This is a genomic window from Dyadobacter sp. CY347, assembly GCF_021502655.1.
Classification (GTDB): Bacteria; Bacteroidota; Bacteroidia; order Cytophagales; family Spirosomataceae; genus Dyadobacter.
Window position 1 is genome coordinate 368,117 of sequence record NZ_JAKFFT010000002.1, and the last position, 23,848, is coordinate 391,964.

The 23,848-nt window shown below is 44.5% G+C and carries 18 protein-coding genes; 6 read left to right on the forward strand and 12 right to left on the reverse strand.

Going from position 1 to position 23,848, the window contains the following annotated elements; genetic code table 11:
- The 5 genes from L0659_RS02380 to L0659_RS02400 are packed head-to-tail and all read right to left on the reverse strand — an operon-like array spanning position 1 to position 6,816.
- Complete coding sequence (locus L0659_RS02380) at positions 1-1,086, reverse strand: DegT/DnrJ/EryC1/StrS aminotransferase family protein (RefSeq protein WP_235123983.1); 1,086 nt, start codon at positions 1,084-1,086, stop codon at positions 1-3.
- On the reverse strand, positions 1,079-2,338 hold the full coding sequence (locus L0659_RS02385; protein ID WP_235123984.1) for an ABC transporter ATP-binding protein: 1,260 nt from the start codon (positions 2,336-2,338) through the stop codon (positions 1,079-1,081). The genes L0659_RS02380 and L0659_RS02385 overlap by 8 nt, the downstream gene beginning before the upstream one ends.
- 17 nt (positions 2,339-2,355) lie before the next feature.
- Entirely contained in the window at positions 2,356-3,189 is an 834-nt protein-coding gene (locus L0659_RS02390) for an ABC transporter permease (RefSeq protein ID WP_235123985.1), read from the reverse strand.
- A 1-nt stretch (position 3,190) separates the two neighbouring features.
- On the reverse strand, positions 3,191-4,276 hold the full coding sequence (locus L0659_RS02395) for a hypothetical protein (RefSeq protein WP_235123986.1): 1,086 nt from the start codon (positions 4,274-4,276) through the stop codon (positions 3,191-3,193).
- Positions 4,276-6,816, reverse strand: a complete 2,541-nt coding sequence (locus tag L0659_RS02400; protein WP_235123987.1) for an SLBB domain-containing protein — start codon at positions 6,814-6,816, stop codon at positions 4,276-4,278. Before L0659_RS02400 ends, L0659_RS02395 begins: the two co-directional genes overlap by 1 nt.
- Positions 6,817-7,085: 269 nt before the next feature.
- On the opposite strand from L0659_RS02400, the gene L0659_RS02405 reads away from it, so the two are divergent.
- Together L0659_RS02405 and pheA are read left to right on the forward strand one after the other, a co-directional pair.
- The gene (locus L0659_RS02405) at positions 7,086-8,957 is read left to right on the forward strand and encodes a DNA topoisomerase IV subunit B (protein WP_235123989.1); all 1,872 of its coding nucleotides are present in this window, start codon (positions 7,086-7,088) and stop codon (positions 8,955-8,957) included.
- A gap of 99 nt (positions 8,958-9,056) precedes the next feature.
- Positions 9,057-10,130 (forward strand): prephenate dehydratase, encoded by a 1,074-nt coding sequence (gene pheA / locus L0659_RS02410; RefSeq protein WP_235123990.1) that lies wholly within the window; start codon positions 9,057-9,059, stop codon positions 10,128-10,130.
- 57 nt (positions 10,131-10,187) lie between these two features.
- Here the strand turns inward: pheA and L0659_RS02415 are convergent, their stop codons facing one another.
- From L0659_RS02415 to L0659_RS02425, 3 genes are read right to left on the reverse strand one after another with little or no spacing between them, the layout of a single operon-like run.
- Positions 10,188-12,329, reverse strand: a complete 2,142-nt coding sequence (locus L0659_RS02415; protein ID WP_235123991.1) for a hypothetical protein — start codon at positions 12,327-12,329, stop codon at positions 10,188-10,190.
- Positions 12,330-12,386: 57 nt separating this feature from the next.
- Positions 12,387-13,049, reverse strand: a complete 663-nt coding sequence (locus L0659_RS02420; protein WP_235123992.1) for a hypothetical protein — start codon at positions 13,047-13,049, stop codon at positions 12,387-12,389.
- Position 13,050: 1 nt separating this feature from the next.
- On the reverse strand, positions 13,051-13,662 hold the full coding sequence (locus L0659_RS02425; RefSeq protein WP_235123993.1) for a DUF4136 domain-containing protein: 612 nt from the start codon (positions 13,660-13,662) through the stop codon (positions 13,051-13,053).
- A gap of 186 nt (positions 13,663-13,848) precedes the next feature.
- On the opposite strand from L0659_RS02425, the gene L0659_RS02430 reads away from it, so the two are divergent.
- From L0659_RS02430 to L0659_RS02440, 3 genes are all read left to right on the forward strand, one after another.
- Positions 13,849-14,406 (forward strand): DinB family protein, encoded by a 558-nt coding sequence (locus L0659_RS02430; protein WP_235123994.1) that lies wholly within the window; start codon positions 13,849-13,851, stop codon positions 14,404-14,406.
- Positions 14,407-14,618: 212 nt separating this feature from the next.
- Positions 14,619-15,296: a response regulator transcription factor gene (locus L0659_RS02435; RefSeq protein WP_235123995.1), complete on the forward strand. Its 678-nt coding sequence runs from the start codon at positions 14,619-14,621 to the stop codon at positions 15,294-15,296.
- Positions 15,293-16,663, forward strand: a complete 1,371-nt coding sequence (locus L0659_RS02440; protein ID WP_235123996.1) for a HAMP domain-containing sensor histidine kinase — start codon at positions 15,293-15,295, stop codon at positions 16,661-16,663. Before L0659_RS02435 ends, L0659_RS02440 begins: the two co-directional genes overlap by 4 nt.
- A 153-nt stretch (positions 16,664-16,816) precedes the next feature.
- Here the strand turns inward: L0659_RS02440 and L0659_RS02445 are convergent, their stop codons facing one another.
- From L0659_RS02445 to L0659_RS02455, 3 genes are all read right to left on the reverse strand, one after another.
- Complete coding sequence (locus L0659_RS02445; RefSeq protein WP_235123998.1) at positions 16,817-17,905, reverse strand: mechanosensitive ion channel family protein; 1,089 nt, start codon at positions 17,903-17,905, stop codon at positions 16,817-16,819.
- A gap of 4 nt (positions 17,906-17,909) precedes the next feature.
- Positions 17,910-18,728 carry an N-acetylmuramoyl-L-alanine amidase-like domain-containing protein gene (locus L0659_RS02450; protein WP_235124000.1) on the reverse strand — a complete coding sequence of 273 codons (819 nt, stop codon included), beginning with the start codon at positions 18,726-18,728 and terminating at the stop codon, positions 17,910-17,912.
- Positions 18,729-18,823: 95 nt separating this feature from the next.
- Positions 18,824-20,563: an alpha-amylase family protein gene (locus tag L0659_RS02455; RefSeq protein WP_235124001.1), complete on the reverse strand. Its 1,740-nt coding sequence runs from the start codon at positions 20,561-20,563 to the stop codon at positions 18,824-18,826.
- A 362-nt stretch (positions 20,564-20,925) separates the two neighbouring features.
- On the opposite strand from L0659_RS02455, the gene L0659_RS02460 reads away from it, so the two are divergent.
- A complete protein-coding gene (locus tag L0659_RS02460) occupies positions 20,926-23,202 on the forward strand; it encodes a hypothetical protein (protein WP_235124003.1) in 2,277 nt (758 codons plus the stop codon).
- Positions 23,203-23,315: 113 nt separating this feature from the next.
- Here the strand turns inward: L0659_RS02460 and L0659_RS02465 are convergent, their stop codons facing one another.
- Positions 23,316-23,693 carry a response regulator gene (locus tag L0659_RS02465; RefSeq protein WP_235124004.1) on the reverse strand — a complete coding sequence of 126 codons (378 nt, stop codon included), beginning with the start codon at positions 23,691-23,693 and terminating at the stop codon, positions 23,316-23,318.
- Between the last annotated feature and the right edge of the window lie 155 nt (positions 23,694-23,848).

Sequence of the window (23,848 nt, forward strand, 5' to 3'; positions counted from 1 at the left end):
CTACTCTGGTGATAAATGACCATTAATGATGCGGGAAATCCGTTCGATGTCCGAATACGGAAGGCCGACATATAAAGGCAAACTTAACACTCTTAACGCGATATCTTCCGAAACCGGGCAGGCAATTTGCCTTGGCATGAAGGACAGCGTGTTCAATGAAGGATAAAAATAACGCCGCGGAATAACATCTTCCTCACGCAATGCATCCATAACGCGGAACATAACCTGCTCAGAAGGAAATACAACCGGGTAATAAGCATAATTATATTCAATGTCCTTACTGATGACCGGCTTATATAATACGTCCCAATTTAGCAAACTATCATAAGCATCAAAAACTTCCTTGCGGGCAGCAATAATGTCTTTCACAAGCGGAAGATTGACCAATCCCATGGCTGCATGGAATTCGGAATTCTTGCCGTTGATCCCTGCATAGAGATAATGTTCGTCGCCCTGATGTCCGAATGCACGCAGGAGGTGCAATTTTTTGTCAAGCTCTGGATGATTGGAAATCAATGCGCCGCCTTCTATCGTGTGGAAAACCTTGGTCGCATGAAAGCTGCAAGTGCTCAGATCTCCGAACGACAGCAACGATTTGCCCTTATAGGTAACGCCGAATGCGTGCGCCGCATCGTAAATGACTTTCAGATTATGCTTTTTAGCAATCACTTCAATGGCCTCGATATCACATGGATTGCCATAAACGTGTGTTGCCAGTATTCCGGTGGTTGCAGGCGTAATGGATGCCTCGATCAGCGCCGGATTTATATTGAATGTTTGAGAATCAATGTCAACGAAAACGGGCGTGCAATTTTCCCAAAGGATTGCATTCGATGTTGCAACGTAGGAAAATGGCGTTGTGATCACCTCACCGGTGATTTCAAGCGCTTTGATCGCAATTTGAAGAACGATCGTTCCGTTACCGCAAAAATAGAGGTGTTCAACCCCCAGGTATTTTTTTAGTTCTGCTTCGAGCTCCTGAAGGACCGGGCCGTTATTGGTAAGATATCCGCGTTCCCAAATTTCCCGAACATATTGCAGATATTTCTCCTGGTCTGGTAAAAAGGTTTTAGTGACGTTAATCATTCACTACATGTTCAGTTTGGCGAATGGAAAAATTAAGTTGAGGGCGAATATAACCGGGCCATTTGCCATACCAGGTCACATTTTCACGATAATCCTCAATATCAAAAATAAGGGCTTCTTCCATATTGTAAAGAACAGTGCTGGTGTCCTTCACGATCATCATCGAAACCACATAGGAGCCATCATTAAGGAAATGGCCGGGAATCTCACATACGCCGCTCACAAGGCCTTTCGAAAAAGTTTCTGCTTGCGTGCCCACATTAAATATACATTCACCTGTAAACGTATACAAATGCATGCTCAGGTTCAGGCTCGCACCTTCCACAAGGTTCCAGAATTCAAATTGGAAATTGATGGGCGTCCGAACGTCGATGTGGTTCAGATCATCCTGATATTCAGGGAAAAGCTTGAACCTTTTCACGCGAACCTGGTCATTGCCGGGGGCACTCTCAATGTTGTCCCAATGCTTCTCGAGACTTTTGTGAGAAACCTTGCTCAGGTAATTTGTAACAATATGTGTAGTCTCGCCCTGATCGATCAACATCCCTTTTTCAAAATAAAAGGACTTGTTGCAAAGCGCCTGAATGGCGGTGAGGTTATGACTTACAAAAAGCAATGTTCTTCCGCTTTCGGAAACATCGCGCATTTTGCCCAGACATTTTTTCTGAAATTCGGTATCGCCAACTGCTAAAACTTCGTCTACGATCAGGATTTCAGGGTTAAGGTGCGCTGCGATGGCAAAACCAAGCCGCACATACATCCCCGAAGAATATCTTTTAACAGGTGTATCCAGGAATTTTTCAACGCCTGCAAAATCAACAATCGCGTCAAATGACTGCCGGATCTCGCTTTTGGCCATACCCAATATCGCTCCGTTCAGGAAGATGTTTTCGCGGCCTGTGAGTTCCGGGTGAAAACCAGTCCCTACTTCCAGCAAGCTGGCAATACGGCCGTCGATTTTGATCTGGCCTGTTGTAGGTTCTGTAATGCGGCTGAGAATTTTCAATAAAGTCGACTTTCCCGCGCCGTTATGGCCAACTATGCCGATGCGGTCGCCCTGATCGATCGAAAAATTTACATCCCTTAATGCCCAAAACTCTTCTTTCTCGGCAAAGTCGGAATTGTCCTGCTTGCGTGAAAATAATTTGTCAACCTTTTCGGAGACAATATCACGCAGGCTTGGAGAACCACTTTTACGTTGATGGTCTATTATATATTTCTTGCTGATGTTTTCAGCTACGATTACAGGCATGCCTAAAGGTAATTATTTCAGATATGATCGACGAAAGTTTTTTCTTTTTTACGGAAATAAATCAAAGACAATATCATTATAACAAAGGAAATGATTGTTGTTGAGTAAAGACTTTGGGGATTGAAATACGCTTTGTCACCAAGCAGGCACCAACGAAAACCATCGATGATACCAACCAGCGGGTTCAAATTATAATATTTTTCAAACCACGTTCCTTTTGCAAGCGTACTGCTGTAAGCAACCGGCACCGCGTACATCCCAACTTGTACTAAAAATGGAATTAACTGACCGATATCCCGAAAACGCACATTCAACACCGCAAAGAACAGGCCAAAACCCAAAGAAGTAATAAATGTAAGTAAAATGAAGCAAGGAAGAAATATGATGTTCCAGCTTATAGGATGCTTAAAGAAAATGGTCATTACCAGGAATATCCCGAAAGCGATCATAAAGTCCACAAAACCGACTGCTATGGAGCTTAACGGCATCAGCAACCTGGGAAAGTAAACCTTCGAGACCAAATTGGAATTGATCAGGATACTGTTGCTGATCTGGGTGAATGTGTTCGCGAAAAATGTCCAGATCGTCAGTCCGCTCAAAACCATCAACGGATACGGAACACCCGGATCACTTTTGATTTTTGCAAGATAACTGAAAACAAAAACCATGACGGTCATGGTCATAATTGGCCTTAATACGCTCCACGCAACACCTAACAGGGTTTGTTTGTAACGAACTGAAATGTCTCTTTTTGATAAAATCCAGAGTAACTGCCTGTTGAGCCAGAGATCTTTCCAGTAATCCTTCTCGGATCCGCCTGCCTTAATGGTAATTGAGTGCTGAGATGCCATTTTATTGCTTAACTACTACTACTGTTGGCGTTGCAAACACCGTTCTGAAATAGGTAAAGATCAACGCGAGCATTACGCCTACTAATGCGCCGATTTTTGCATTCCTCTTATCTTCTGCTTTTATATCCAAAGGGACTTTAATGCCTTCAATTTCTGTAAATAATGGAGCTTCACGAACCATTGTAACACGCATTTTTTCAGCACTTCCCATTGCTTCATAGTAAAGCGTTTGGAGAAAGGACGATTTTCTTTCCATGCTGTTAGCCGAAATCTTCGCTTCCGGCAGCATGATCTGCGCACTGTAATCCAATTGTCTTGCAAGCTTGTGTTCCGCAATGCCAAGTACAGCAGCCAGAGAGTCGGCGCGGTGTTGAAGTAAATTTAATGTTTTACGGGACTTTTGGGTCTGGTTTTCCGTGTACATTTCTTCAACGGTCTCCAAAAGTTTCGTCACCCAAAGTCCTGCCAATGTGCCGTTTTCCATGCTGGTTGACAGCGAAATGAAAGAAGATTTCCGGTCCAGAGAAGCGATTTCAGTCGAGGCCGCTGCTTTGATCACCAGCTCATTCAAAATTCTTCTCGACCGCATGTCAAGCTTCTTAATGTCGCGACTGGCAAAATGGAAGTTCTGGTTCTGCGGAATTTCTTCCCATTCCTTTTTCTTAATCCCGCTTGAATCAATGAAGAAGTTCGCCAGGATCATTTTCTGACCGTTCACATCAACTTCTTTCATCAGGTTCCTTTCCAGAACCGGACGAGATTTTACGAAATAGAAGAAGTTTTCGCCGGTGAAGATGTTCGCATCGGGTGCATTTCCCAGTCCCAATAACCCAGCCATATCGCCAAAACCTGACGATTGCTGACCTGTTCCAAGGTTAAAAACAACCTCAGCCTCGTACATATTTGGTTTATCAATGAACGTGTCCAGACCATATCCAATCCCAAAACCAAGGATAGGCAATAGCACCAGCATTTTCCAGTTACGGATAAGTGCCGTTTTAACAACCAGAACCTTTTCGATAACCTCTTTCGGGGTCAACTCATCTTCTGGCACTTCTTGTTGCGGATGTAGCGTCGTTGTTGACATTAGTTGATTGATCGGAAAGCGAGTACTGCTAAAATTAAACTCATTACGGAACCCAAAATTCCTGTTGCGGTCTGAAGTGCCTGCTGCGGATTCAATGCAGGGGCAGCTCTCAGGGGAACGAAAATTTCGGAGCCAGGTTCAACTTTCGGGTATACGTTGAAAAACAGGAATCTCCTTGTTCTATCAACATTTCCGTTTGGATATTTGATATAAGAGCTTTTTTTCAATGACTGCGTTGTGAATCCGCCGGATTGTGAAATGTAATCAGAGAATGCCATTCCCTTGCCATATTTAACCGTTGTCGGATAAAGCACAGCGCCGTTAACCTGGACTGTTTCCAGTCGTTTCGGAATGCGGATAATGTCACCTTCCTGAACGATAAGATCCTCAAATGAACCAGGGCTTTTCAGGATGTTTTTCAATTTAATCCCGATCGACTCTTCTTTTACGTTTGGAACATCACCAATGATTGTTCCTGATTTAATGCTCTTTTCAGTTTGTTCCGCCTGATCAAAGTCAGTAGGTTCATCAAGCTCTCTTACCAATGTTCTTCTCAGTAATGTTGCTCCTTCAGGATAAGCCAGTTCGGTTAAACCACCAGCTCTTTTGATCACATCACTGATCTTATCATTTTTGTTAACAATCGTATAAGGACCGGCGATAAGCACTTCCCCTTCCACAAACACACTTTGTTGCTCCACGTAGTTCGGCGATTTGCGAACAGTAACCTGGTCGAATGGCATCAATGTGAAATTGCTTCCTTTGCTGTTCAGCGACAGATCACGGTCAACATCAAATTTGAAAACCTCTGATATTTGTGCGTTTGCAGCACCTGCAATGCTATTTCTTTTTCTTCTGATTACTTCGATTTCCGATGTGTAAGCAGATTCTTTAAGTCCACCAGCCTGAACCAGAAGATCTTCGAGGGTCATATTCACCGTATAAGGGAATTTACCTTCGTTTTCACCAATCTTGGTGTTGTTGACTTCGCCGTTCACACTTACGTAAGCTTGTTCGGCCATATCAAATTTAGAGGGGACAATGACCCTGTCGAGCCTGGTCAGGATCAGGTCCGGGGTAACATTGTTTAAAATATCTGTATAGTTGATAGAAATGCTTTCCAAAACCAGGTCCTGGCGTGTTCTCAAAACGCTTACACGTCCTACGAACGCATCTTCGCGCAGGCCTTGCGCATTTTCAATCAATTGCTTCAATGACGGGCTGTTGTCCAAAGCATAATCTCCCGGACGCATCACAGCGCCTTCCACTGTTACAATGTTTTCAAAGCGGTCTAAAACAGTTTCAACATTAACAGAGTCACCTGTTACGATTTCAAAAGAGTCATAATTCGTTTCTGCAACGTCCAGGATCTTACGTTCCTTCGAAGTAATCCTTTGCACTTTAAGTCTTGCCCGGTATGCTTTGTCATTGAAGCCACCCGAATAACGAAGCATATCACCTAATTTCTCTTCCGGTTTAAGCTCGTAAATCCCGGGACGTTTAACCATTCCCGCTATTTCAGCCCTTTTCAGATAGTAACCAACAACAACATTATCGTTGTCCTGAACCCTGATATCACCGTCGATTTTACCATTAACAAGGTAATCGTAGATGTCAATATGCGATACAACTTTCCCAGCCCGCACTACACGAACATCACGGAAAGATCCAATTTCGTTAGGCCCGCCAGCTTGGTAAAGCGCATTAAATGCAGACGATAATGAGGACACCTGATAGGTTCCGGGATTGATCACTTCTCCTGTTACAAAGACCTTTACCGTGCGTACATCACCCAGGGTTACCATCAGTTTGGTACGCGCAGTTTCGCCTCCGCTGCCGATCAGGCCGGGTGTGAACTTCGAAAACTTGTCAATCAATATCTTACGGACTTCTTCTATTGTACGTCCGGCTACATACACATTACCCACCCGAAGCAGCGAAATGAAGCCGTCTTTTGTAACGGTGACCTCGTAAGTGCTTTCTGCGTAGTTATAGATGAAGATTTTAAGCTCATCACCAGGGCCAACAATGTAGTTGGTAGGCGTTGCAACCTGCAAATTTGGAATAGGATCAAGACTTTTATTTGCAAAAAGAGAATATCCGTAGATTTTTTGGCGAAATGCCTCTTTTTCCTGTTCAGCGGGTGAAAGCTGAGCAGATGTCGTGTCATTTACCTTGCTCTGATCACCCTGATCGGCGTTCTGACCATTCTGGTCACCAAGAACTTTTCCCTTGTTATCGCGTTGAATATCAGCTTTTTGCTGGTTCGCTTGCTGCTGTTGCTGCTGTTGTTGCTGAACATTAGCGCCCTGCTGATTCCCTTGCTGGTTTGTGGTGCTGCCTGGATTCGCTGCGTTACCAGTATTACCAGTTGTTCCCCTTGGCGCTCCTGATGTGCTGCCGCTTTGAGGTACACCGCTTGTGGGAGCCGTAGGGAAGGATTGTGGGATTACCTGGGACAGGGATGGTAAGGAAATGAATAAACAGAGGAGATAAGGAAGTATACTTTTATAACTTTTTGCCAATTTGAATCTGTTCATATGAAGTAATATTGTACTATTGAAATGCCTGCAATTCATTAAAACTATGTATAAGACTAGTGTTTCTGAATTTTGGATATGAGCATACTTAATATTTGCACGTGTATAACATGGCAAAGTAAATTAGATTTTTCCTATTTTTAAAGAATTTCTATTAATCGTGCCCAAGCTATTTTCGTGTAAAGTTATAACAGGGTAACGACAAATGTCTTAAATTATTAAAATACAATATTTAAAATCAACAATAGCCTCCAAAGGGATCATAATTTATGGAAAGTACCAACGTGCAGTATGATGAGGATAGTATAAGGTCACTCGATTGGAAAGAACATATCAGGTTAAGGCCAGGGATGTATATTGGCAAGTTAGGCGACGGGTCTTCGGTGGACGACGGGATCTATGTTTTAGTAAAAGAAATCGTCGATAATTCCATCGACGAACATATGATGGGCAACGGAAAAACCATAGAAATCAAGATTTCCGAGCATCGCGTTGAGGTAAGGGATTATGGTCGTGGAATTCCGCTTGGAAAGGTTGTAGACTGCGTTTCCAAGATCAATACAGGTGGAAAATATGATTCCGGCGCGTTTCAGAAATCGGTGGGTTTGAATGGGGTAGGGACAAAAGCAGTCAATGCACTTTCGCAATATTTCAAGGTTCAGTCGTTCCGGGATGGGAAGAGTAAGAATGCAGAATTTGCGCAAGGCGCGCTTGTGAACGAATCGAAAGAAATCCAGACAAATCAGCGCAACGGGACACACATTGCTTTCGAGCCGGACGGGGTGATTTTTAAGAACTTTCGTTACATTCCTCAGTATCTGGATAATATGATCTGGAATTACTGCTATTTGAATGCGGGCCTCACCATCAATTTCAACGGACAAAAATACATTTCGCAAAATGGCCTGCTGGACCTGCTGCAAAGCAAATCGGATGCGGAGTCGCTGCGTTATTCCATTATACATTTAAAGGGAGAGGACATTGAATTTGCTATGACCCACGGCAATCAATACGGGGAAGAGTACTATTCTTTTGTCAACGGGCAGTACACAACGCAAGGCGGAACACACCTGGCGGCTTTTCGGGAAGCTATTGTAAAGGCGGTCAGGGAGCATTTTAATAAGGATTACGCGCCGGAAGACATTCGTTCGTCTATCATTGCCGCAGTTGCCATCCGGGTGCAGGAGCCAGTTTTTGAGTCTCAAACCAAAACCAAATTAGGCTCAAATACCATCACACCGGACCCGAACAGCACCACGGTGCGCACGTTCGTCAATGATTTTGTAAAAGAAAGACTGGACAATTACTTGCATATGCACCCGGAAGCAAGGGATGCATTGAAAAAACGGATCGAACAATCTGAGCGGGAGCGGAAAGAGCTGGCGGGCATTAAAAAGCTGGCCAATGACCGTGCAAAGAAGGCCAATTTGCATAATAAGAAGCTGAGAGACTGCCGTTTGCATTTGACAGACCTTAAAAACGAATTCCGTTATGAAAGTACATTGTTCATCACGGAAGGGGATTCCGCCAGCGGTTCGATCACGAAATCGAGGAACATTCAAACGCAGGCTGTTTTCAGTTTGAGGGGTAAACCATTGAATTGCTTTGGCCTGACTAAAAAAATCGTTTACGAAAACGAGGAATTTAACCTGCTACAACACGCATTGGACATTGAAAACGGGGTCGAAAACCTACGTTTCAACAGGATCGTGATCGCAACAGATGCGGACGTGGATGGCATGCACATTCGTCTCCTGCTGATGACCTTTTTCCTTCAATTTTTCCCGGATCTGGTTCGTAACGGGCACCTTTTTGTATTGGAAACACCGCTTTTCAGGGTTAGGAATAAAAAAGAGACCATTTACTGTTACAGCGAAGAAGAAAAGCAGAATGCCGTGAATAAGCTGGGCAGCAAACCGGAGATTACCCGCTTCAAGGGACTGGGTGAAATATCGCCTGACGAGTTTGGCAAATTCATTGGCGAAGACATGCGTGTTGAGCCCGTTATCCTGCAAAAGGAAACTTCGATTCAGAAATTATTAAGCTATTTCATGGGTAAAAACACCCCTGAACGCCAGCGTTTTATCATTGATAACCTTAAAACCGAAAAGAACATCGAAGAGCTGGCACTCGCAGTGTAGGCGTCTCTTTATTTATCTTTGAGAACATAAAAGTAATATTTGGAGGGTCGGGTCTTTGAATTCTGACTCGACCTTCCGATACATATTAATCACGATTTAGTGGAATTACAAGACCTAAGAAACAGAATAGACACGCTTGATGATCAGCTGCTTAGCATTTTGAATGAGCGTATGGAGCTCGTCAAAAAAGTAGGTGACCTGAAACGTTCGTCCCAATCCATCATTTACCGTCCGGAACGGGAAAAGCAGATTCTGGACCGCCTTGAAAAACGCAACGACGGCCTGCTTACCCGGCAAGCGATCGATGCCATTTTTTTTGAGATCTTCGCCGTTTCCCGTAACCTGGAACTGCCGGAAAGAGTGGCTTACCTGGGACCGGAAGGCAGTTTTACGCATCAGGCAGCCGAAGGGCGTTTTGGTGGAATGAGCGAATATCTGGTGTTGCCTACCATTCATTCTGTTTTTGAAAGTGTCGAAACGGGACGGGCCAAATTCGGGGTCGTGCCTATCGAAAATAACCAGGAGGGAATTGTCATTGAGACCGTTGATTTTCTGCGCGAAAAAAACCTTTCCATTGTGGCCGAAGTGCTGTTACAGGTACATTTCACATTCGCATCGCAGTCCGATTCGCTGAAAAATATCAGGCGCATTTATTCCAAAGACATTGCTTTCCGGCAATGCGGGAAGTTTATCAGCGAATATCTGGAAGGAATGGATATTGAATTGATCCCGGTCGAATCGACTTCCAAAGCGGCAAAAATGGCTGCGCAGGAAGAAGATGCCGCAGCGATCTGTTCATCAATCTCCGCCAGGCTCTTCGGCGTTCCGATCCTTTATGATAACATTGAAGACAGCGACCAGAACCGGACCCGGTTTTTAATTTTGGCCAAAGATTTTGTAAATATTAAAAGTGATGATGATAAAACGACCATCATTGCCAATCTGCCCAACACAAACCGACCGGGTGTTTTATACGAGTTTTTGAAAGACTTTAACGACCGCGGAATTAACCTGACCAAGATCGAAAGCCGTCCGTTAAGAGGAACCTCCACATTCAGGGCGTGGTTCCTAGTGGAGTTCCTGGGACACGTCGACGATCCACCGGTGCAGGAAGTGATGCATAAATACGGGTCGCACCTGAAATGGCTGGGAAGCTATATCAGAGTTTCATAACCAAAAAAACAAACAATTGCCGGGGGCTTAAGCCCCCGGCAATTGTTTGTTTTTGTTTTATTTTAATGTCCCTCTGTAAAGCGAAGGCCAGTTTCCATACAGCTCAATATTAGTTTCGGAGCCATCCGGCAGCTTCACTTTTACCATGCGGCTGGCAGTAGGAGATTGAAACGAATCGACACCCAGAACAACGATCTGATTTCCTTTTACGATGGAAGTTATAAATGGCTCTTTTCTGTCAATGGCCAGTAGAACCTGTTCTTTCTTAGGCTCGACCCAATTTCCATTCAGCTGAAAAGCGAGATCCTGGGTTTTACCGCCTACAATAACATCTTCCACCTGCTTTGCCATCCAGTTTCCGAGGGAATAAAACTCAGTAGGATAATCCCAATAGTAAGCAGCATCGCCATCACGGGGTTTTTTCCCGATTTCCGTGACGGGAGTTTTACCATTGGCCGGATACCATTCAAATCCCCAGGGCGAAGCATCTCCTCCCACTTTATATCCATTTGGATCATTACCGCTCGGGCCGCTGTCGTGCCATAAATAGTAACCGTCAAAAAGGATCAGCGAAAAAAGCGACATGCTCAATGCCTGGCTTGCTGGCATCGTTTCAAGTTGGTTCATTACCAATTCACCTTTGGGCTCCGTCAATTGGAAGTTCCAGGGGACAATCGGGTCATGGTGGAGCGGCATGTAGCGGTTCCAACCGTAAAAGATAAATTTATTGTCCTTCTGATAAGGGATAAGCTTGTTGATCCGCAATGAATGTATCGCTGATAACAGCACAAAATTGTTCGGCGTGTTTCCTGTCTCATCTTTTGCGAACATTGGTTTTGGATAAACGTCAATGGGTGTAGCATTGAAGATATTATGGAAACTTTCACCGTTTGGCAGGGGCTCGAAGTTTGAATTGTTAGGCTTCGGATCATTGTAATCGCCCATCAGCTCTTTCGGACTTTTTCCGCCCATGGTGTTGATATGCGGATTGGTGTAAGCGCCGCCGCCCCAGTAATCCAGTAAATACATGTTGGGATTACGTTCACGGATCGCTTTGGCCAGCCATATAAGCCGTTGTTTTACTTCCGGCAGATAATGTTGGTTCCAAAATTCAAAATCCAGCGCATAGAGGCCGAAACTCGGGACACCCGCGTAGACTTCCACATCTGTTTTGGATAAAGTGGAAAACCATTTTTCATCACGATCGGCAAAATAATTCGGTGTAACAGTATAATGCATCCGCTGAGGAGGCGTGTTCTTGCCGCCGTAAAGAAAAGTGATGCCGCGTTTGAAATAATTTTCGTCAGGAACATAATTATTCAGACGATACTGGCTCACCAATTTCCCCTTAATAGGCTCAAATTCAGGGAATTTTGTATCAAAGTCAACATTCATTGTCCGGGAAGGTGAGAACCATTCCGGAATCTCTACACGCGTTAGTCTGGTATCTTCTTTCAGATTTGATTTGCCCGAAATCCATATATTTTGTTGCCTTAATGACCGGTTTCGCATCTTGTTCCACCAGTCATTATACGGCGCATCAATCCAGCGTGCAGTGATCGAGTACAAATATCCGGGCTTTACTTCAATCCCATTTTCCAGGCCTTTCACTTCAATGCCGTCGATCATAATCACTTTCGTGCGGCCGTCTTCATAATTGCCAAAGTCTTTCAACAGAATTTTTCCATTGGCAACAACCGGGCGCACATCCAGCCAATTGTCCTGACTTCCACGCCGGATCCAGTTATTCGCGTCCAGGATCTCCACTTTTTTGGCTTTATCAAACTCGAAAGAAGCCGTAGTTTCACAGCCCGGCTGCCCCAGACTGATAATTTTAATGGTTGCCGGACCGGTTTCCAGATCAAGCTGCTGGATCGAAAGCCATATTCCCAGGCGGTGAGGCACTTCCTTGAATTGCCGAACCTTCCCTTTTTGTGTTATCTCAACATTGTAAGGAGAGAGCCCGCCCACATTGGCCGCAAGTTCAAACTGCATCTCGTTTCCGATCTGCTTGTAGCGCCTTATCACCAGGTCGCAGGCCGAAGAAGAGGAATCGATTGTTTGGGCAACAGGATATGCTTCAACTTTCTGAGGGTAATCACGGCTGGTTGACGGGCCGAAGCGGTTCCAGAGCCAAAGGCCGGATCCCGTCAGAAAAACTAATATTGCGGTAATCCAGAAGAACGATGTTTTTGACAAAATGCTGTTGTTATTGGGCACAGATTATTCAGGATTGATGAAAAGGATCGGGCAAACTTACCACCACCGATAGAATAAACCAATTGACCCGTTCACAGAGGAAATCCCTTTATCAATATATTCATGCTTATAAGAAACGCCATCATACTTAACACGAACGTCCACACCGAACGCTCCATCCCGTTTGAAAAGGAATTTTGAACCTACCCCAATGCCATATTTCGGCCGGACTTTCTGATCCTGAGACGCCAGATTCCCGTAAAACAAAGTATAATCCAGAATGCTCACACCGCCGCTTAACTGCACATAGGGCTGAATGCTGGATGTTCTGGGTAAAATGTGATAATTCCCGAAAATTTCGACCGGATATTGTGAAACGGTGCGTGTCTGTACGGCTGAAAGTGCTTCGTCACCATTTTGATACAATGCTCTCGGAATCCGTTTTTCAAAATACGTAGACCCTATTTCGCCGCCGACAGAGATCGGTGAATTCCTTAAAACCCATTCAATGGAGATCGAATAGTTTTGAAAAGATGCCTTATCAATGTAATTGTTAGAGAATGATCCCAATGGCACTGCGCCCATGAGCCTGGCAGTGGCCAGGTAATGCGTGTAGCGTTCAAAAGGAGAGGGGAGTGTATAAAGCTTCGGCGCCGGTTCCTGCGCGTATGATGTAAGCGCACCCATGACGAAAAGGGCAATAATGATGATTTTCTTCATTTTAATTAATTTTTAAATAACCTGACTGACCAAAAATCGAGTCAACCATTGTGTCCACAAATTGTCTGTCACCGATTCCTGCACCGCGGATCTGCGCGTCCCACACCACCTTAAATGTCTTGTCCACGGTGTTCGGGTTTTTGAAATCGAGCATGGAAATAAGCCAGTAACTTTCACTGGTTTGGTAATACTGGTAATAATTCGGGTAACCGTAACCATATCCGCCGCCGCCCCAGTAACCGCCATAATAAGAGGATACAGGTTGTGAAACCACATTTAGGTAGGTGTTCGTGATCCAGCTGGCATTGATGCCGATATCCGGCTTGCTTTTGGGGCTTACATACTTATAACCCAGCTTTTCCATGTTGGAGATAATGCGGATCAAAACGTCCCTGTCCAGCTCGCTCAATGCGGTTCCCGCCTGCCCGTTTTCCACAACCAGGACCGAATCCACAATGCTGAATGTCTTATATTGATTGAAATTAGCGGCTTTATCGTGATTGGTTATGTAAACGAGGGTTTCTTCCGTTGATAAATCACTGATAGGATCTTTGGAGCAGGACATCATTCCAAATCCTGCCATGAGTATGAATAATGAAGCTTTCTTTAACATGTTTCTTTCTTATATTTAAATATGATAATTAAACGAATTTTGAAATTGAAGATTTTATTTTTGGTAATTTCTTAGCTCAATTTTTTAGTTTTATTCGTTGCAGATATCTTTCAGGACTATTAAAAAACTAAATTGGTTGTAGCAAACCGGAAATCATTTAACATCGCACAAACTCACTCATTTTATATGGAAACAAAAGAAGAAATTTTAAGGATCATAGATGTACTGAACGATTCCTACGAAAGTGAAGAGGCATGGTATGGGCCGTCTGTGGTGGAAGCATTGCGTGACGTAACACCGAAAATGGCGGAAGTCAGGTTGAGCACCAATACACATTCAATTGCCGAGATCGTATATCACATGACCACATGGCGCATCTTTGCCGTGCGGAAAATTCAGGGCGATGCCGAGTTCGACATTAAAACGCAGGATAAGGACTGGAAGAAATTTCCTTTGGTGGACGAGTTTGAGTGGGAAGCCATCCAAATGGAACTTAGCCTTTCACAGGAAGAATTGATCTCAGAGCTTGAAAAAATCGAAAGTGACAGCTTTCTGGAAGAATTTGTGCCGGGCCGGGATTATAGCTATTATACTCTTATTCATGGTGTTATCCAGCACGATGTTTATCATGCAGGTCAGATAGGGTTGATCAAAAAGGCGGTGAAAGGAATGCGCCTGGCCGAAGACGATTTCGGTGCTTTTGACGAGCGGTCTGAGTTTGATAATGGAACTGACTATTACTGAAATACTTGCATTTAATTTTGCATTATTGGCCAATTGCCTATGTTTTATAATAAGTAATTTGTATTTTGCATTATAATAGAACGAAACGCACATTGTTGCAGCCGTTCTAATGGTGTGGATATAGACGAAAAGGCTGCCCGATATTTTCGGACAGCCTTTTTTTAAGAGAAATTCTGTGCAACATTTGGCAAATAAATTTGCTCACCACTCATATGAAGATTTTAATTGTCGAAGACGAACCCAAGCTCGCCGGGTTTCTGAAACGAGGCCTTGAAGAACAATCTTGGGAAGTCGAATTGGCATATGATGGGCAGGTAGGAAAGAAAATGGCTTCAAACTATCGTTTTGATGTGATCATTCTGGACGTTAACCTGCCTTTACTGAACGGATATGACCTCGCCCGCCAGCTTCGCAATGATGGCCTGGCCACTCCAATCCTCTTCCTGACCGCATTAGGAACCATTGATGACAAGCTTGACGGCTTTGAGGCGGGCGGGGATGACTATCTTGTTAAACCATTCGAATTCAGGGAATTGATTGCGCGTATCAAGGTTTTGTCACAACGAAACAGCAACCGAGAACAGTCCAATCAAATTCTCAGCCTGGCCGATCTGGAACTCAATCTGGACGAGAAAGTGGCCCGCCGCGGCGGAAACCGCATCGATCTTACCGCCAAAGAATTTGCCCTGCTGGAATATCTGATGCGGAACAAAGGCCGCGTGGTTTCGCGTGTAGACATTGCCGAACAGGTCTGGGACATACGCTTTGATACAGGGACCAATGTGATTGATGTTTATATTAATTTTTTAAGAAAAAAAGTGGATAAGGATTATCCCAATAAGCTGATCCATACCGTAGTAGGAATGGGTTACATCTTCAAGGAAGAATGAACATCAAGTCCCGCCTGACATTGCTTTTTACCATGCTGGTAGGTTCCATCATGGCGCTGTTCTGTATTGCCATTTACTTTTTTTACGACCAGTACAGGGAAAAGCAATTCTATTCTTTTCTGAACGAACGCGGGCAGACCATTGCCCAGTTGGTGGAAGCGAGCCAGGACATTAGCAAAGCGGACATTGAAAAAATTGAAGAAGCAAATAATACGAGTCTGCTCAACGAAGAAATCACGATCTACGACGGCGCCGATTCGCTGATATTTACGAGTGGGGACGAGAAATTTACGCTTTCGAAAACTATATTGGCAGAGGCGCGAAGCGGCCGGGAAATCCGCACCAAGCATGATAATATGGAAGCCATCATTATCAGGCACGTGTTACAGGATCACAGAAAACCCTGGGTCGTCATGGCTGTTGCTAACGATTTCCCCGGGATGAACCAGTTGAAGAGGCTTCGCGAGATTCTTTTAATCGGGTGGCTCTTATCGCTTATTCTCGTGGGCGTGGCTGGCTGGCAGTTTGCCAATGATGCCATTAAACCCGTTTCCGACATCATTTCACAGGTTAACAACATTTCGGCAGGTAACCTGCATGAAAAAGTTACGGTAGGACGCGAAAAAGACGAACTCGCAACACTCGCGCAAACATTTAACCAAATGCTTGGCCGGCTCGAGATCGCATTCATTGCCCAAAAGAACTTTGTTTCCCACGCATCGCACGAGCTGCGGACGCCGCTTGCATTGATCATGAGCGAGGCCGAACTCAGCCTGATGAAGGACCGCGCTACGGAAGAATATAAGGTTGCATTGAAGGGAATCTGGTCGGAGGCCCGGGAAATGAATGAGCTCGTCAGCAGGCTGCTGGAACTGGCCAGGACAGAAGAACATGCATTTCGGGTAACATTCTCAAAGATCAGGGTGGACGAAGTGCTCTGGCAGGCCAAAGCATCCGTACAACAGAAAAACCCTGGCTATGAAGTCCATATACATTACGATAATATTCCTGAGGATGAGGAGCAGTTGAAGCGATATGGCGATGAAAGCCTGCTGAAAACGGCTTTTATGAACCTGATGGACAATGCCTGCAAATATTCCAGCGACGGAACAGTAAATGTGTTTCTTGAAATACAAAAAGACCTCATTAAGATCTACTTCAAGGACGTGGGCATCGGCATCGCGCCTGATGAGCTGCCTTATATTTTTGATACATTCTATCGGAGCGCCACCACCATCAGCAAGGCCGGTTATGGCATAGGGCTCGCATTGACCAAACGCATTATTAACATGCAGGGCGCCAGCATTGAAGTTGAGTCGGTGATGGGCGCGGGAACAACCTTCATTTTGAAATTTCCTCCTTTTTAACACTTATTTAATTCGGTATTAATGTGCGTTTAACACCCTTAAATGTCATTTGCAACAGAAACTTCAACTGGCTATTCCGCGAGTGGGATGTTAAATTGAGTTAGGTGAGTAGTAAGAAAAAAATGGCCTCCGGATATTCCGGGGGCCATTCTTTTATCTGTTAAGCTTCGTTTCGGGTAGCATATTATCCTGCTTATGGGCTTCTTCGATCCGGTGACTGGGCAATGCTTCCGGATATTCCTGTGAAATAAATTCGATCATTTTCTCACGCACCAGGCAGCGCAGGTCAAATGTTTGGGATGAATTTCTTGCTGACATTATAGCCCTCACAACCATTAGTTGTCCCTGTGTATCAGTTACTTGCAATGCCCACGAACGACCATCCCAAAGGGGTGTCGCTTCCAGGATCTCTTTCAGTTTTTCCCTGAGTTTGGCAACGGGCGTCAGATAATTGAGCTGAAAAAAAGCAGTCCCAATCAGCGCGCTGTCATTGCGCGTCCAGTTTTGGAATGGTGTTTCAATAAAGTAAGTGATCGGCAGTACAATCCTTCGCAGATCCCAGATGTTGACCACCACATAGGTTAAGTTTATCTCTTCAATGCGTCCCCATTCGCCTTCCACAATCACAACGTCATCGATTTTAATGGGCTGAGTGAATGCGATCTGGATTCCGGCCATGAGATTTGCCAAAGACTTTTGTGCTGCAAAACCAATGATCACACTGAAAATTCCCGCAGAAGTAAGGATGCCGACACCATATTGCCGCACGCTTTCGAAGCTCAGTAACAGGATCGAAATACCAATGATAATGATCAGGATAATCACAATGCGCTTCACAAACTTGATCTTCGTGAACATGCGCCGCGCCTGGTTATTGTCCGGTGAGGTGAAATCCAGCTGGTCTATCAGGACTTTTTCGACAATAATGACAATGCGCGTCATAAGCCATGTGGTCACTGCGATCAACAGCACTTTGCTGATCGTGAATGTCCAGTAGTAATCTTTATTTCCGAAAGAATAGGTTTTGAGCGCTGCTGTAACTAAAACAAGCGGGATGAAGAAGTAGAGGACACTGGTCAGATTTTCCCGAATGGCCCTCACAGCTCGCCATTCCTTTTTTGAAGCTGTAATTTTGATAAGATTAATAACTATTGCACTTGTTATCAGACCGATGACAGTCGCCAGTAGCACGATTAGCCATGGCAGGTTCCGATAATCGAGCATATTAAAAAATTCATTCATTGGATCAGATATCGTTGAGTCGCGCCACGATCATTCCCGTATGCTTGGGGACCGAAGCCACATATTCAGCAAGCGGAACGCTCGTCATTATCACCTTTTTGCCGGTAGACGACGCGTGGATCAGATAAGCGCGGCTGCCCATTTTTGAAATGATCCCCATATGGTTAACGTCGAGCCCTTCCACCGAAGAAGTAAATGCTACAATATCGCCGTCGTGCAGCATGGGCTCAGCTTTGTGAATGCCAGATTTGGGAATGTAGGTGTGTTCACGCGTATTAATGATACTTTCCTGCTCGCGTACTTTTTCCCAAACCGCAGTTTCAGCCATAGACGGATACAGGTTCGCGTGATTGGACATAAAGTTGATTTCCTTTCTGAAGGGAATGCCGCCCACTTTGGTGGTAATGTTTTCCAGCCTTCCACGCTTTTCATTTTCATACATCCAATCCAGCACATAATGCAGCCTGGATGGATAGCCGTCTATAACACCCTCGCGGTAACGCAACTTGGTAAGCTCATGTTTGAAGCCTTCGTAAGTAGGATTTTCATTTTTGGCAATGGCCAGTGCCACAGCGCTTTCCACCAGTGTAGTGCAATCCAGGCCATCGAATTTGCAGACAAGCCGTTCTGTTGGATTTCCTTCCAATGTTCCGCCAACATAAGGCGTTCCCAGAAACGATTCCCCCATACGCAGGACCTGTGTGCCAATGTCCCTGCTCTCCGGTAAATCCATTTTTTGTGAAAACACCTTCTGAACAGCCAGTTGCGCAAATGAACCGGTTGACGAAAGAAGATAAATGGATAGAACAATAACTCTGATCATGCTGAAATTCCTTTTTTTGCGTAAAGTTTACGCTTTATAACTGTCAATTAAACATTTGCCTGAACCAAATTTAAGCATTCCGAATCTGATCATGCTCATTTTGCTTCAATTTCATAGACCGAAACCGAGTTGGGCAGCAGCCCCACCTGCACACCTGTTGATGTGATCTCGTTGGTCCTAAGGCTGGGAGAAGGAAGAAGTGCCGGGAAAACCGGTTTCAATCTGTAAGCCGCCGTGTTATCTAATTTCAAAAAGTTTGTCCACGCATCCTGTGGGATTTTTACGGTTGTTTCAACGGTTTTTTCTTTATCAAAATTGTAGATAAAAAGCAGCTTTTGGTTTTCTGTAAAGCGCAAATAGCTGTATTGCAACCGCTTATCGTAATTTTGAGACTGGCCGTCAATATTCGCGTATTGCAGGTCATAAAACGATCCGGCATAAACGGCCTCGTTTTCGCGGACGAACCGGTTCAGTGTTTCGTAAAATGTGCGTAATTTTTTCTGATCTGCATCTAGTTTTTCCAGGTCAAACTTCCCGCCATTTACCCACTGCTGAAATTCTGTAACGCCCCAGTAATCAAAAATCGTGGTCCGCCCGTCATCGCCTTGGAAGCCTTCTGGCTCTACCGGATTTACGCCCAGCTCCTGCCCGAAATAGATCATCACCGGGCCCGTATGTAACGTCGCACTCAATGTCATGGCCGGAACCGCCGCCCACGGGTCGCCTGCAAAATATCGGGATGCAATGCGCTGCTCATCGTGATTTTCAAGAAACCGGAGCATATTTTCACTGATATCTCCCGATTCCTGCTGCCAGATGCGGGTAATGTCCTCCACCGTCCCATGTCCTTCGATCAGGCTTCGCAACGAATTGTATAGGCCGACTTTATCATACAGGTAATCAAACTTTCCTGTTTTGATATACTGATGATATTGGGTAGGATTGTAAATTTCGGCAATAAAAATTACGCTGTCTTTCAGCTCCTTAATCTTCGGGATCACCCACGCCCAGAACTCCGCCGGCACCATTTCCGCCATATCACACCGAAAACCATCCACGCCTTTTTCAGTCCAGAACCGAAGGATATCATACATTTTCAGCCAAGTCGAAGGAATCGGATCAAAGTAGCGCAAGCCGCCGTTTTGATAATCCACCCCATAGTTCAGCTTAATGGTCTCATACCAGTCATACTGGCTTGGCTGTGCCTGGAAAACGTCGTTGCCGGTTGCTTTGGCAGGCCTTTCGTGATACGGTGCAGTAATTTCAACAGGCGGCTTATGACCTTCCGGAACCACAAAATCGTGGTTAGGGATATAGTAAAAATTGTTTTTTGGGTTAAAAGCCACAGTGTTATCATCATCCTCACCAAAATCCCGGACGTCGGAAGGCTTCGCATCGGAAAGATATTGTCTGGCAACATGATTAGGAATGAAGTCAATAATCACTTTCAAGCCCTTCTCATGCGTGCGCTGCACAAGCTGCTCAAACTCATGCATGCGGTTGTTCACATCCACAGCCAGATCCGGATCCACATCATAATAGTCCTTCACTGCATAGGGCGAACCGGCTTTTCCTTTAACGATCAGCGGATGGTCGGTGTTTATTCCAAATTGGCTGTAATCGGTTAATGTTGCATGTTCGAGCACGCCGGTGTACCATACGTGCGTAATGCCAAAATCACTCAGTGCAGCAAGGGCAGTTTCGGTAACATCATTGAACTTTCCGCAGCCATTTTCTTCGATGGAGCCGTATAGTTTATTCGTCGAGCACTGGTTCCCGAATAAGCGGGTAAAGACCTGATATACTATGAATTTATCTTTATTAACCGGGGGCATATCAAGTTGAATTATTTATAAAAATCGTTTGTACCAAACCCTTCCTTGTGCAGTCCTAGGCAGTTTATAAGAATGGGTCTGGCGAAATTTAGTATTTGCAAGATATTAATTTTGAAATAATATGCCCCTAATCGAAGCAAGGCTTTTTGATCCGGCTTGGAGCAAGCGTTGGCACACTTGAAAAACATTACATCTTTTACAAACAGAACAGGATTAACTGTGTAAAAATAGTTCTGGTTTCCATAATCTTATTTATTGAAAAAATTATATTTTTAGCGGATTCTATTAATCGGCTACCGGAATTATTGTAAATCTGAAACATTACTTGTAGGTTCGGTCTTTTGAGCCATCTTTTTTCGGTAATGGTACAAAAGATCCGCCTGGTTTTTATTTTAGGTATGTTGCTCATGTTGACGCTCTTAACTCCCAGGGCAACATCAGCACAAGATTTCAATGAATGCCAGCGAATAGTCAAAGAACTCCTTCCCGTTTTCAACCGCTCCTTCGAAGAAAATAATCCTGCACTGCTCCGCGAAGACACTTACCAAAGAGGCATCCGTAATCTGCAAGCCACCTACGCATTGTATCACAAACAGGCTTTTCAAGCTTCCGATTCCGTGCAGCGCATGAACAATGAGGCCGTCATCCTGGCACTGCTCGGTAACTATCAGAAGGCGCATCACATTATGGAAGAACTGGACCTGAGCAGCCAGGAACCGCATCTACATTATAACAGGGGTCTTTTTAGTATGTTGTCCGGCAACTATGCCGCAGCAAGAAATGACTTTTCAGACGCACCGGGCGGCACGCAAGCTATATTGAACACATTGGTTTCTTACGGCAAGCAGAAAAAATACGGCGAAGCTTTGGGCTATGCACAAGGCAACAGTGCAAAAAATTCCAGCGGAAAATGGAATTACAATCTTGGGATGATTTACAAATACAATGGTAAGCTTCCCGAAGCCGTGGACGAAATGGCAACGGCCATCCGCCAAAAAGACGAAATGGCTTACCGGCTGCAAAGAGGCGACATGCTTATGCGCACGGGCAATGAGAAAAGGGCCGTAAAGGATTTTGAAAAGGTTTCCCGAACTCATCTGAAAGCACAGATCCGCTACGCCAATGCATTGTTATCACTCAATCAGTTCGGCGAGGCAAAGGCGGTTTTTGAAAAATATCTCGAAACCGACGACCGCACATTCCGGGGCGACGCTTACCTGGGAATGGCGCATTCATTCTATGGTTTGAAACAGATCAGCGAGGCGCAGCGCTATTATAAGCTGGCCTCCACATTAAAGCGCGAAACGCCTGCGCTGCAATCCGGGATTGGTAATACGCACTTGTCAAAACATGAATATCAGACAGCATTCACCTTTTTTGACCGCGTTATTAAAAAGGATTCAACCTATTTGTCGGCCTATCTGGGCCGCGCCGTTTCCTATTACGGGCAAAAAAAGTATGATCTGGCATTGAAAGATTTCAAGAAGGCCGAAAGTGCCCTGAATGAGGATAATAAGTTTTTTGCAGATCTTTTTGTTACCAAAGCCTTTTCAGAATATTATCTCAAACAAACCAATCCTGCCCAGGACGATTTTAAAAAAGCGATCAAGCTGGACCCTACGCGCTATGAGGCGCTTGCGGGCCTGAGTGGCATTATGATCGACCAGAAGCGCTATTCAGAAGCGGGCCAGTTTTTGTCGAAAGCCCTGGTATATGAGCAAGGTTATGACTTAATGTGGAGCAATTACGGAAACCTGCTCATGCATTTTGACATGTATAAAAAAGGTTATCAGGTGTTCAAAAAAGCGGTTTCGCTCAATCCGGCCAATGTGAACGCACAGAACGGATGGGGAATCGTGTTGCTGGAAAATGACCAGCTCGATAAATCCATGGCCTTGTTTGACAGCTTGGTGAAAGAAAAGCCCGACCTGCCTTTTCTGCATAATAATCATGGGATCATTCAGGCGTATATAGGAAACAGGCATGAGCAGCGGCACCAGGTGAATGAGGCAAATGCAAGATATGACGGGGCTTACAATGATTTTAAAACAGCACTTGACAATGCGCCTTCACGGAAATTCTACAATGTGAACCAGGGCAATGTATATCGCTATCTGGACAAATTTGATCAGGCTAAAATAAGCTATCAGGCTTATCAGGATAAAAGCGCATTGAACAATACGGCGGTAATGTATGCGGGCAAAGACAAAATGAAAGAGGCCAAATACTATCTGGGAGTCGCCCTGCAGATTGACTCGCTGCATCGCGTCTTTCAATACAACATGACCATTCTGGCAAAAGGAAAACAAAAGGAAATGATGCGGCTCGTGGCGTCATCGGATGAAAACAGCCCTTTCTCTGATATTGGGATCAAATACAGCCGCGATGGTTTTGTGACGATATATCTCTACGACTATGAGTATGATGTGCTGACATTCCCGGGAAGACATTACATGCCCTTACCCGTTGCGGAATACCAGGAAGATTATTTCATTCCTGAGTATGATTTCAAACTGATCCCTTATGAAAAGAAAAAGGGTGTCAGGGACAAGAAAAAGCACGTTCGTTATAAAAGTCAGAAAGTAAAACTGCCAGGCTCGCGGGGGAAATCAGGGACGAAATGCCCGGTTTTATTTTAGGTCAGCGTAATTGCAGGCAACCGTTAAACTGCTGTCTGAGAATTAATTTCTACGGATCAAAGGGCCTAATCCACATTAGAAGCAATATTCTCTACTGTTAATTCGCTCGAAGCTTAGTGCCGGATATTGCTATTGGTGAATATGTTTTTGACTTCTACGAAGCTTATCGGTTTATCAAGAAAGTAATCCGCGCCTCTTTTGAAAGCTTCCTCACGCAGATTCGTCATAGCGCTCATCATGACGATCTTGGTTCCTTTCGATGTCTCGGCAATCTTAATGCGCTGAATTTCATCAATCCCTTTTCCATCCGGTAAGTTATTGTCTATGAATATCCAATCCGGTTTTAGCTCGCTGATACATTGAAAGCCCTCAGCAAGCGTAACAGCCACTTTTATGGAAGCATCCGGGGATTTAATATTTAATTGTCTTACTAGAAAATTGCGCATCAACACACCCAGGTCCCTTTCATCTTCAATTATTACAATCCTCATAGCGATGTGTCAGAAATAAAATTTTTAGTCATTTAAAGGAAGGTAGTTTTAAAAATATTCCAAATCGTTTCAAAACGCACATACACGGGCTCATTTACAATAATCCTGCCATTCGTCGTGCGGACAAGCCTTTTGAATTGCAGCATCGGAAAATT

What these genes read in the sequence shown, in the direction of transcription:
- L0659_RS02380 (WP_235123983.1), bottom strand. Translation starts at nt 1,086, where the DNA reads ATGATTAACGTCACTAAAACCTTTTTACCAGACCAGGAGAAATATCTG.
- L0659_RS02385 (WP_235123984.1), bottom strand. Translation starts at nt 2,338, where the DNA reads ATGCCTGTAATCGTAGCTGAAAACATCAGCAAGAAATATATAATAGAC.
- L0659_RS02390 (WP_235123985.1), bottom strand. Translation starts at nt 3,189, where the DNA reads ATGGCATCTCAGCACTCAATTACCATTAAGGCAGGCGGATCCGAGAAG.
- L0659_RS02395 (WP_235123986.1), bottom strand. Translation starts at nt 4,276, where the DNA reads ATGTCAACAACGACGCTACATCCGCAACAAGAAGTGCCAGAAGATGAG.
- L0659_RS02400 (WP_235123987.1), bottom strand. Translation starts at nt 6,816, where the DNA reads ATGAACAGATTCAAATTGGCAAAAAGTTATAAAAGTATACTTCCTTAT.
- L0659_RS02405 (WP_235123989.1), top strand. Translation starts at nt 7,086, where the DNA reads ATGGAAAGTACCAACGTGCAGTATGATGAGGATAGTATAAGGTCACTC.
- L0659_RS02420 (WP_235123992.1), bottom strand. Translation starts at nt 13,049, where the DNA reads ATGAAGAAAATCATCATTATTGCCCTTTTCGTCATGGGTGCGCTTACA.
- L0659_RS02425 (WP_235123993.1), bottom strand. Translation starts at nt 13,662, where the DNA reads ATGTTAAAGAAAGCTTCATTATTCATACTCATGGCAGGATTTGGAATG.
- L0659_RS02430 (WP_235123994.1), top strand. Translation starts at nt 13,849, where the DNA reads ATGGAAACAAAAGAAGAAATTTTAAGGATCATAGATGTACTGAACGAT.
- L0659_RS02435 (WP_235123995.1), top strand. Translation starts at nt 14,619, where the DNA reads ATGAAGATTTTAATTGTCGAAGACGAACCCAAGCTCGCCGGGTTTCTG.
- L0659_RS02440 (WP_235123996.1), top strand. Translation starts at nt 15,293, where the DNA reads ATGAACATCAAGTCCCGCCTGACATTGCTTTTTACCATGCTGGTAGGT.
- L0659_RS02445 (WP_235123998.1), bottom strand. Translation starts at nt 17,905, where the DNA reads ATGAATGAATTTTTTAATATGCTCGATTATCGGAACCTGCCATGGCTA.
- L0659_RS02450 (WP_235124000.1), bottom strand. Translation starts at nt 18,728, where the DNA reads ATGATCAGAGTTATTGTTCTATCCATTTATCTTCTTTCGTCAACCGGT.
- L0659_RS02455 (WP_235124001.1), bottom strand. Translation starts at nt 20,563, where the DNA reads ATGCCCCCGGTTAATAAAGATAAATTCATAGTATATCAGGTCTTTACC.
- L0659_RS02460 (WP_235124003.1), top strand. Translation starts at nt 20,926, where the DNA reads ATGGTACAAAAGATCCGCCTGGTTTTTATTTTAGGTATGTTGCTCATG.
- L0659_RS02465 (WP_235124004.1), bottom strand. Translation starts at nt 23,693, where the DNA reads ATGAGGATTGTAATAATTGAAGATGAAAGGGACCTGGGTGTGTTGATG.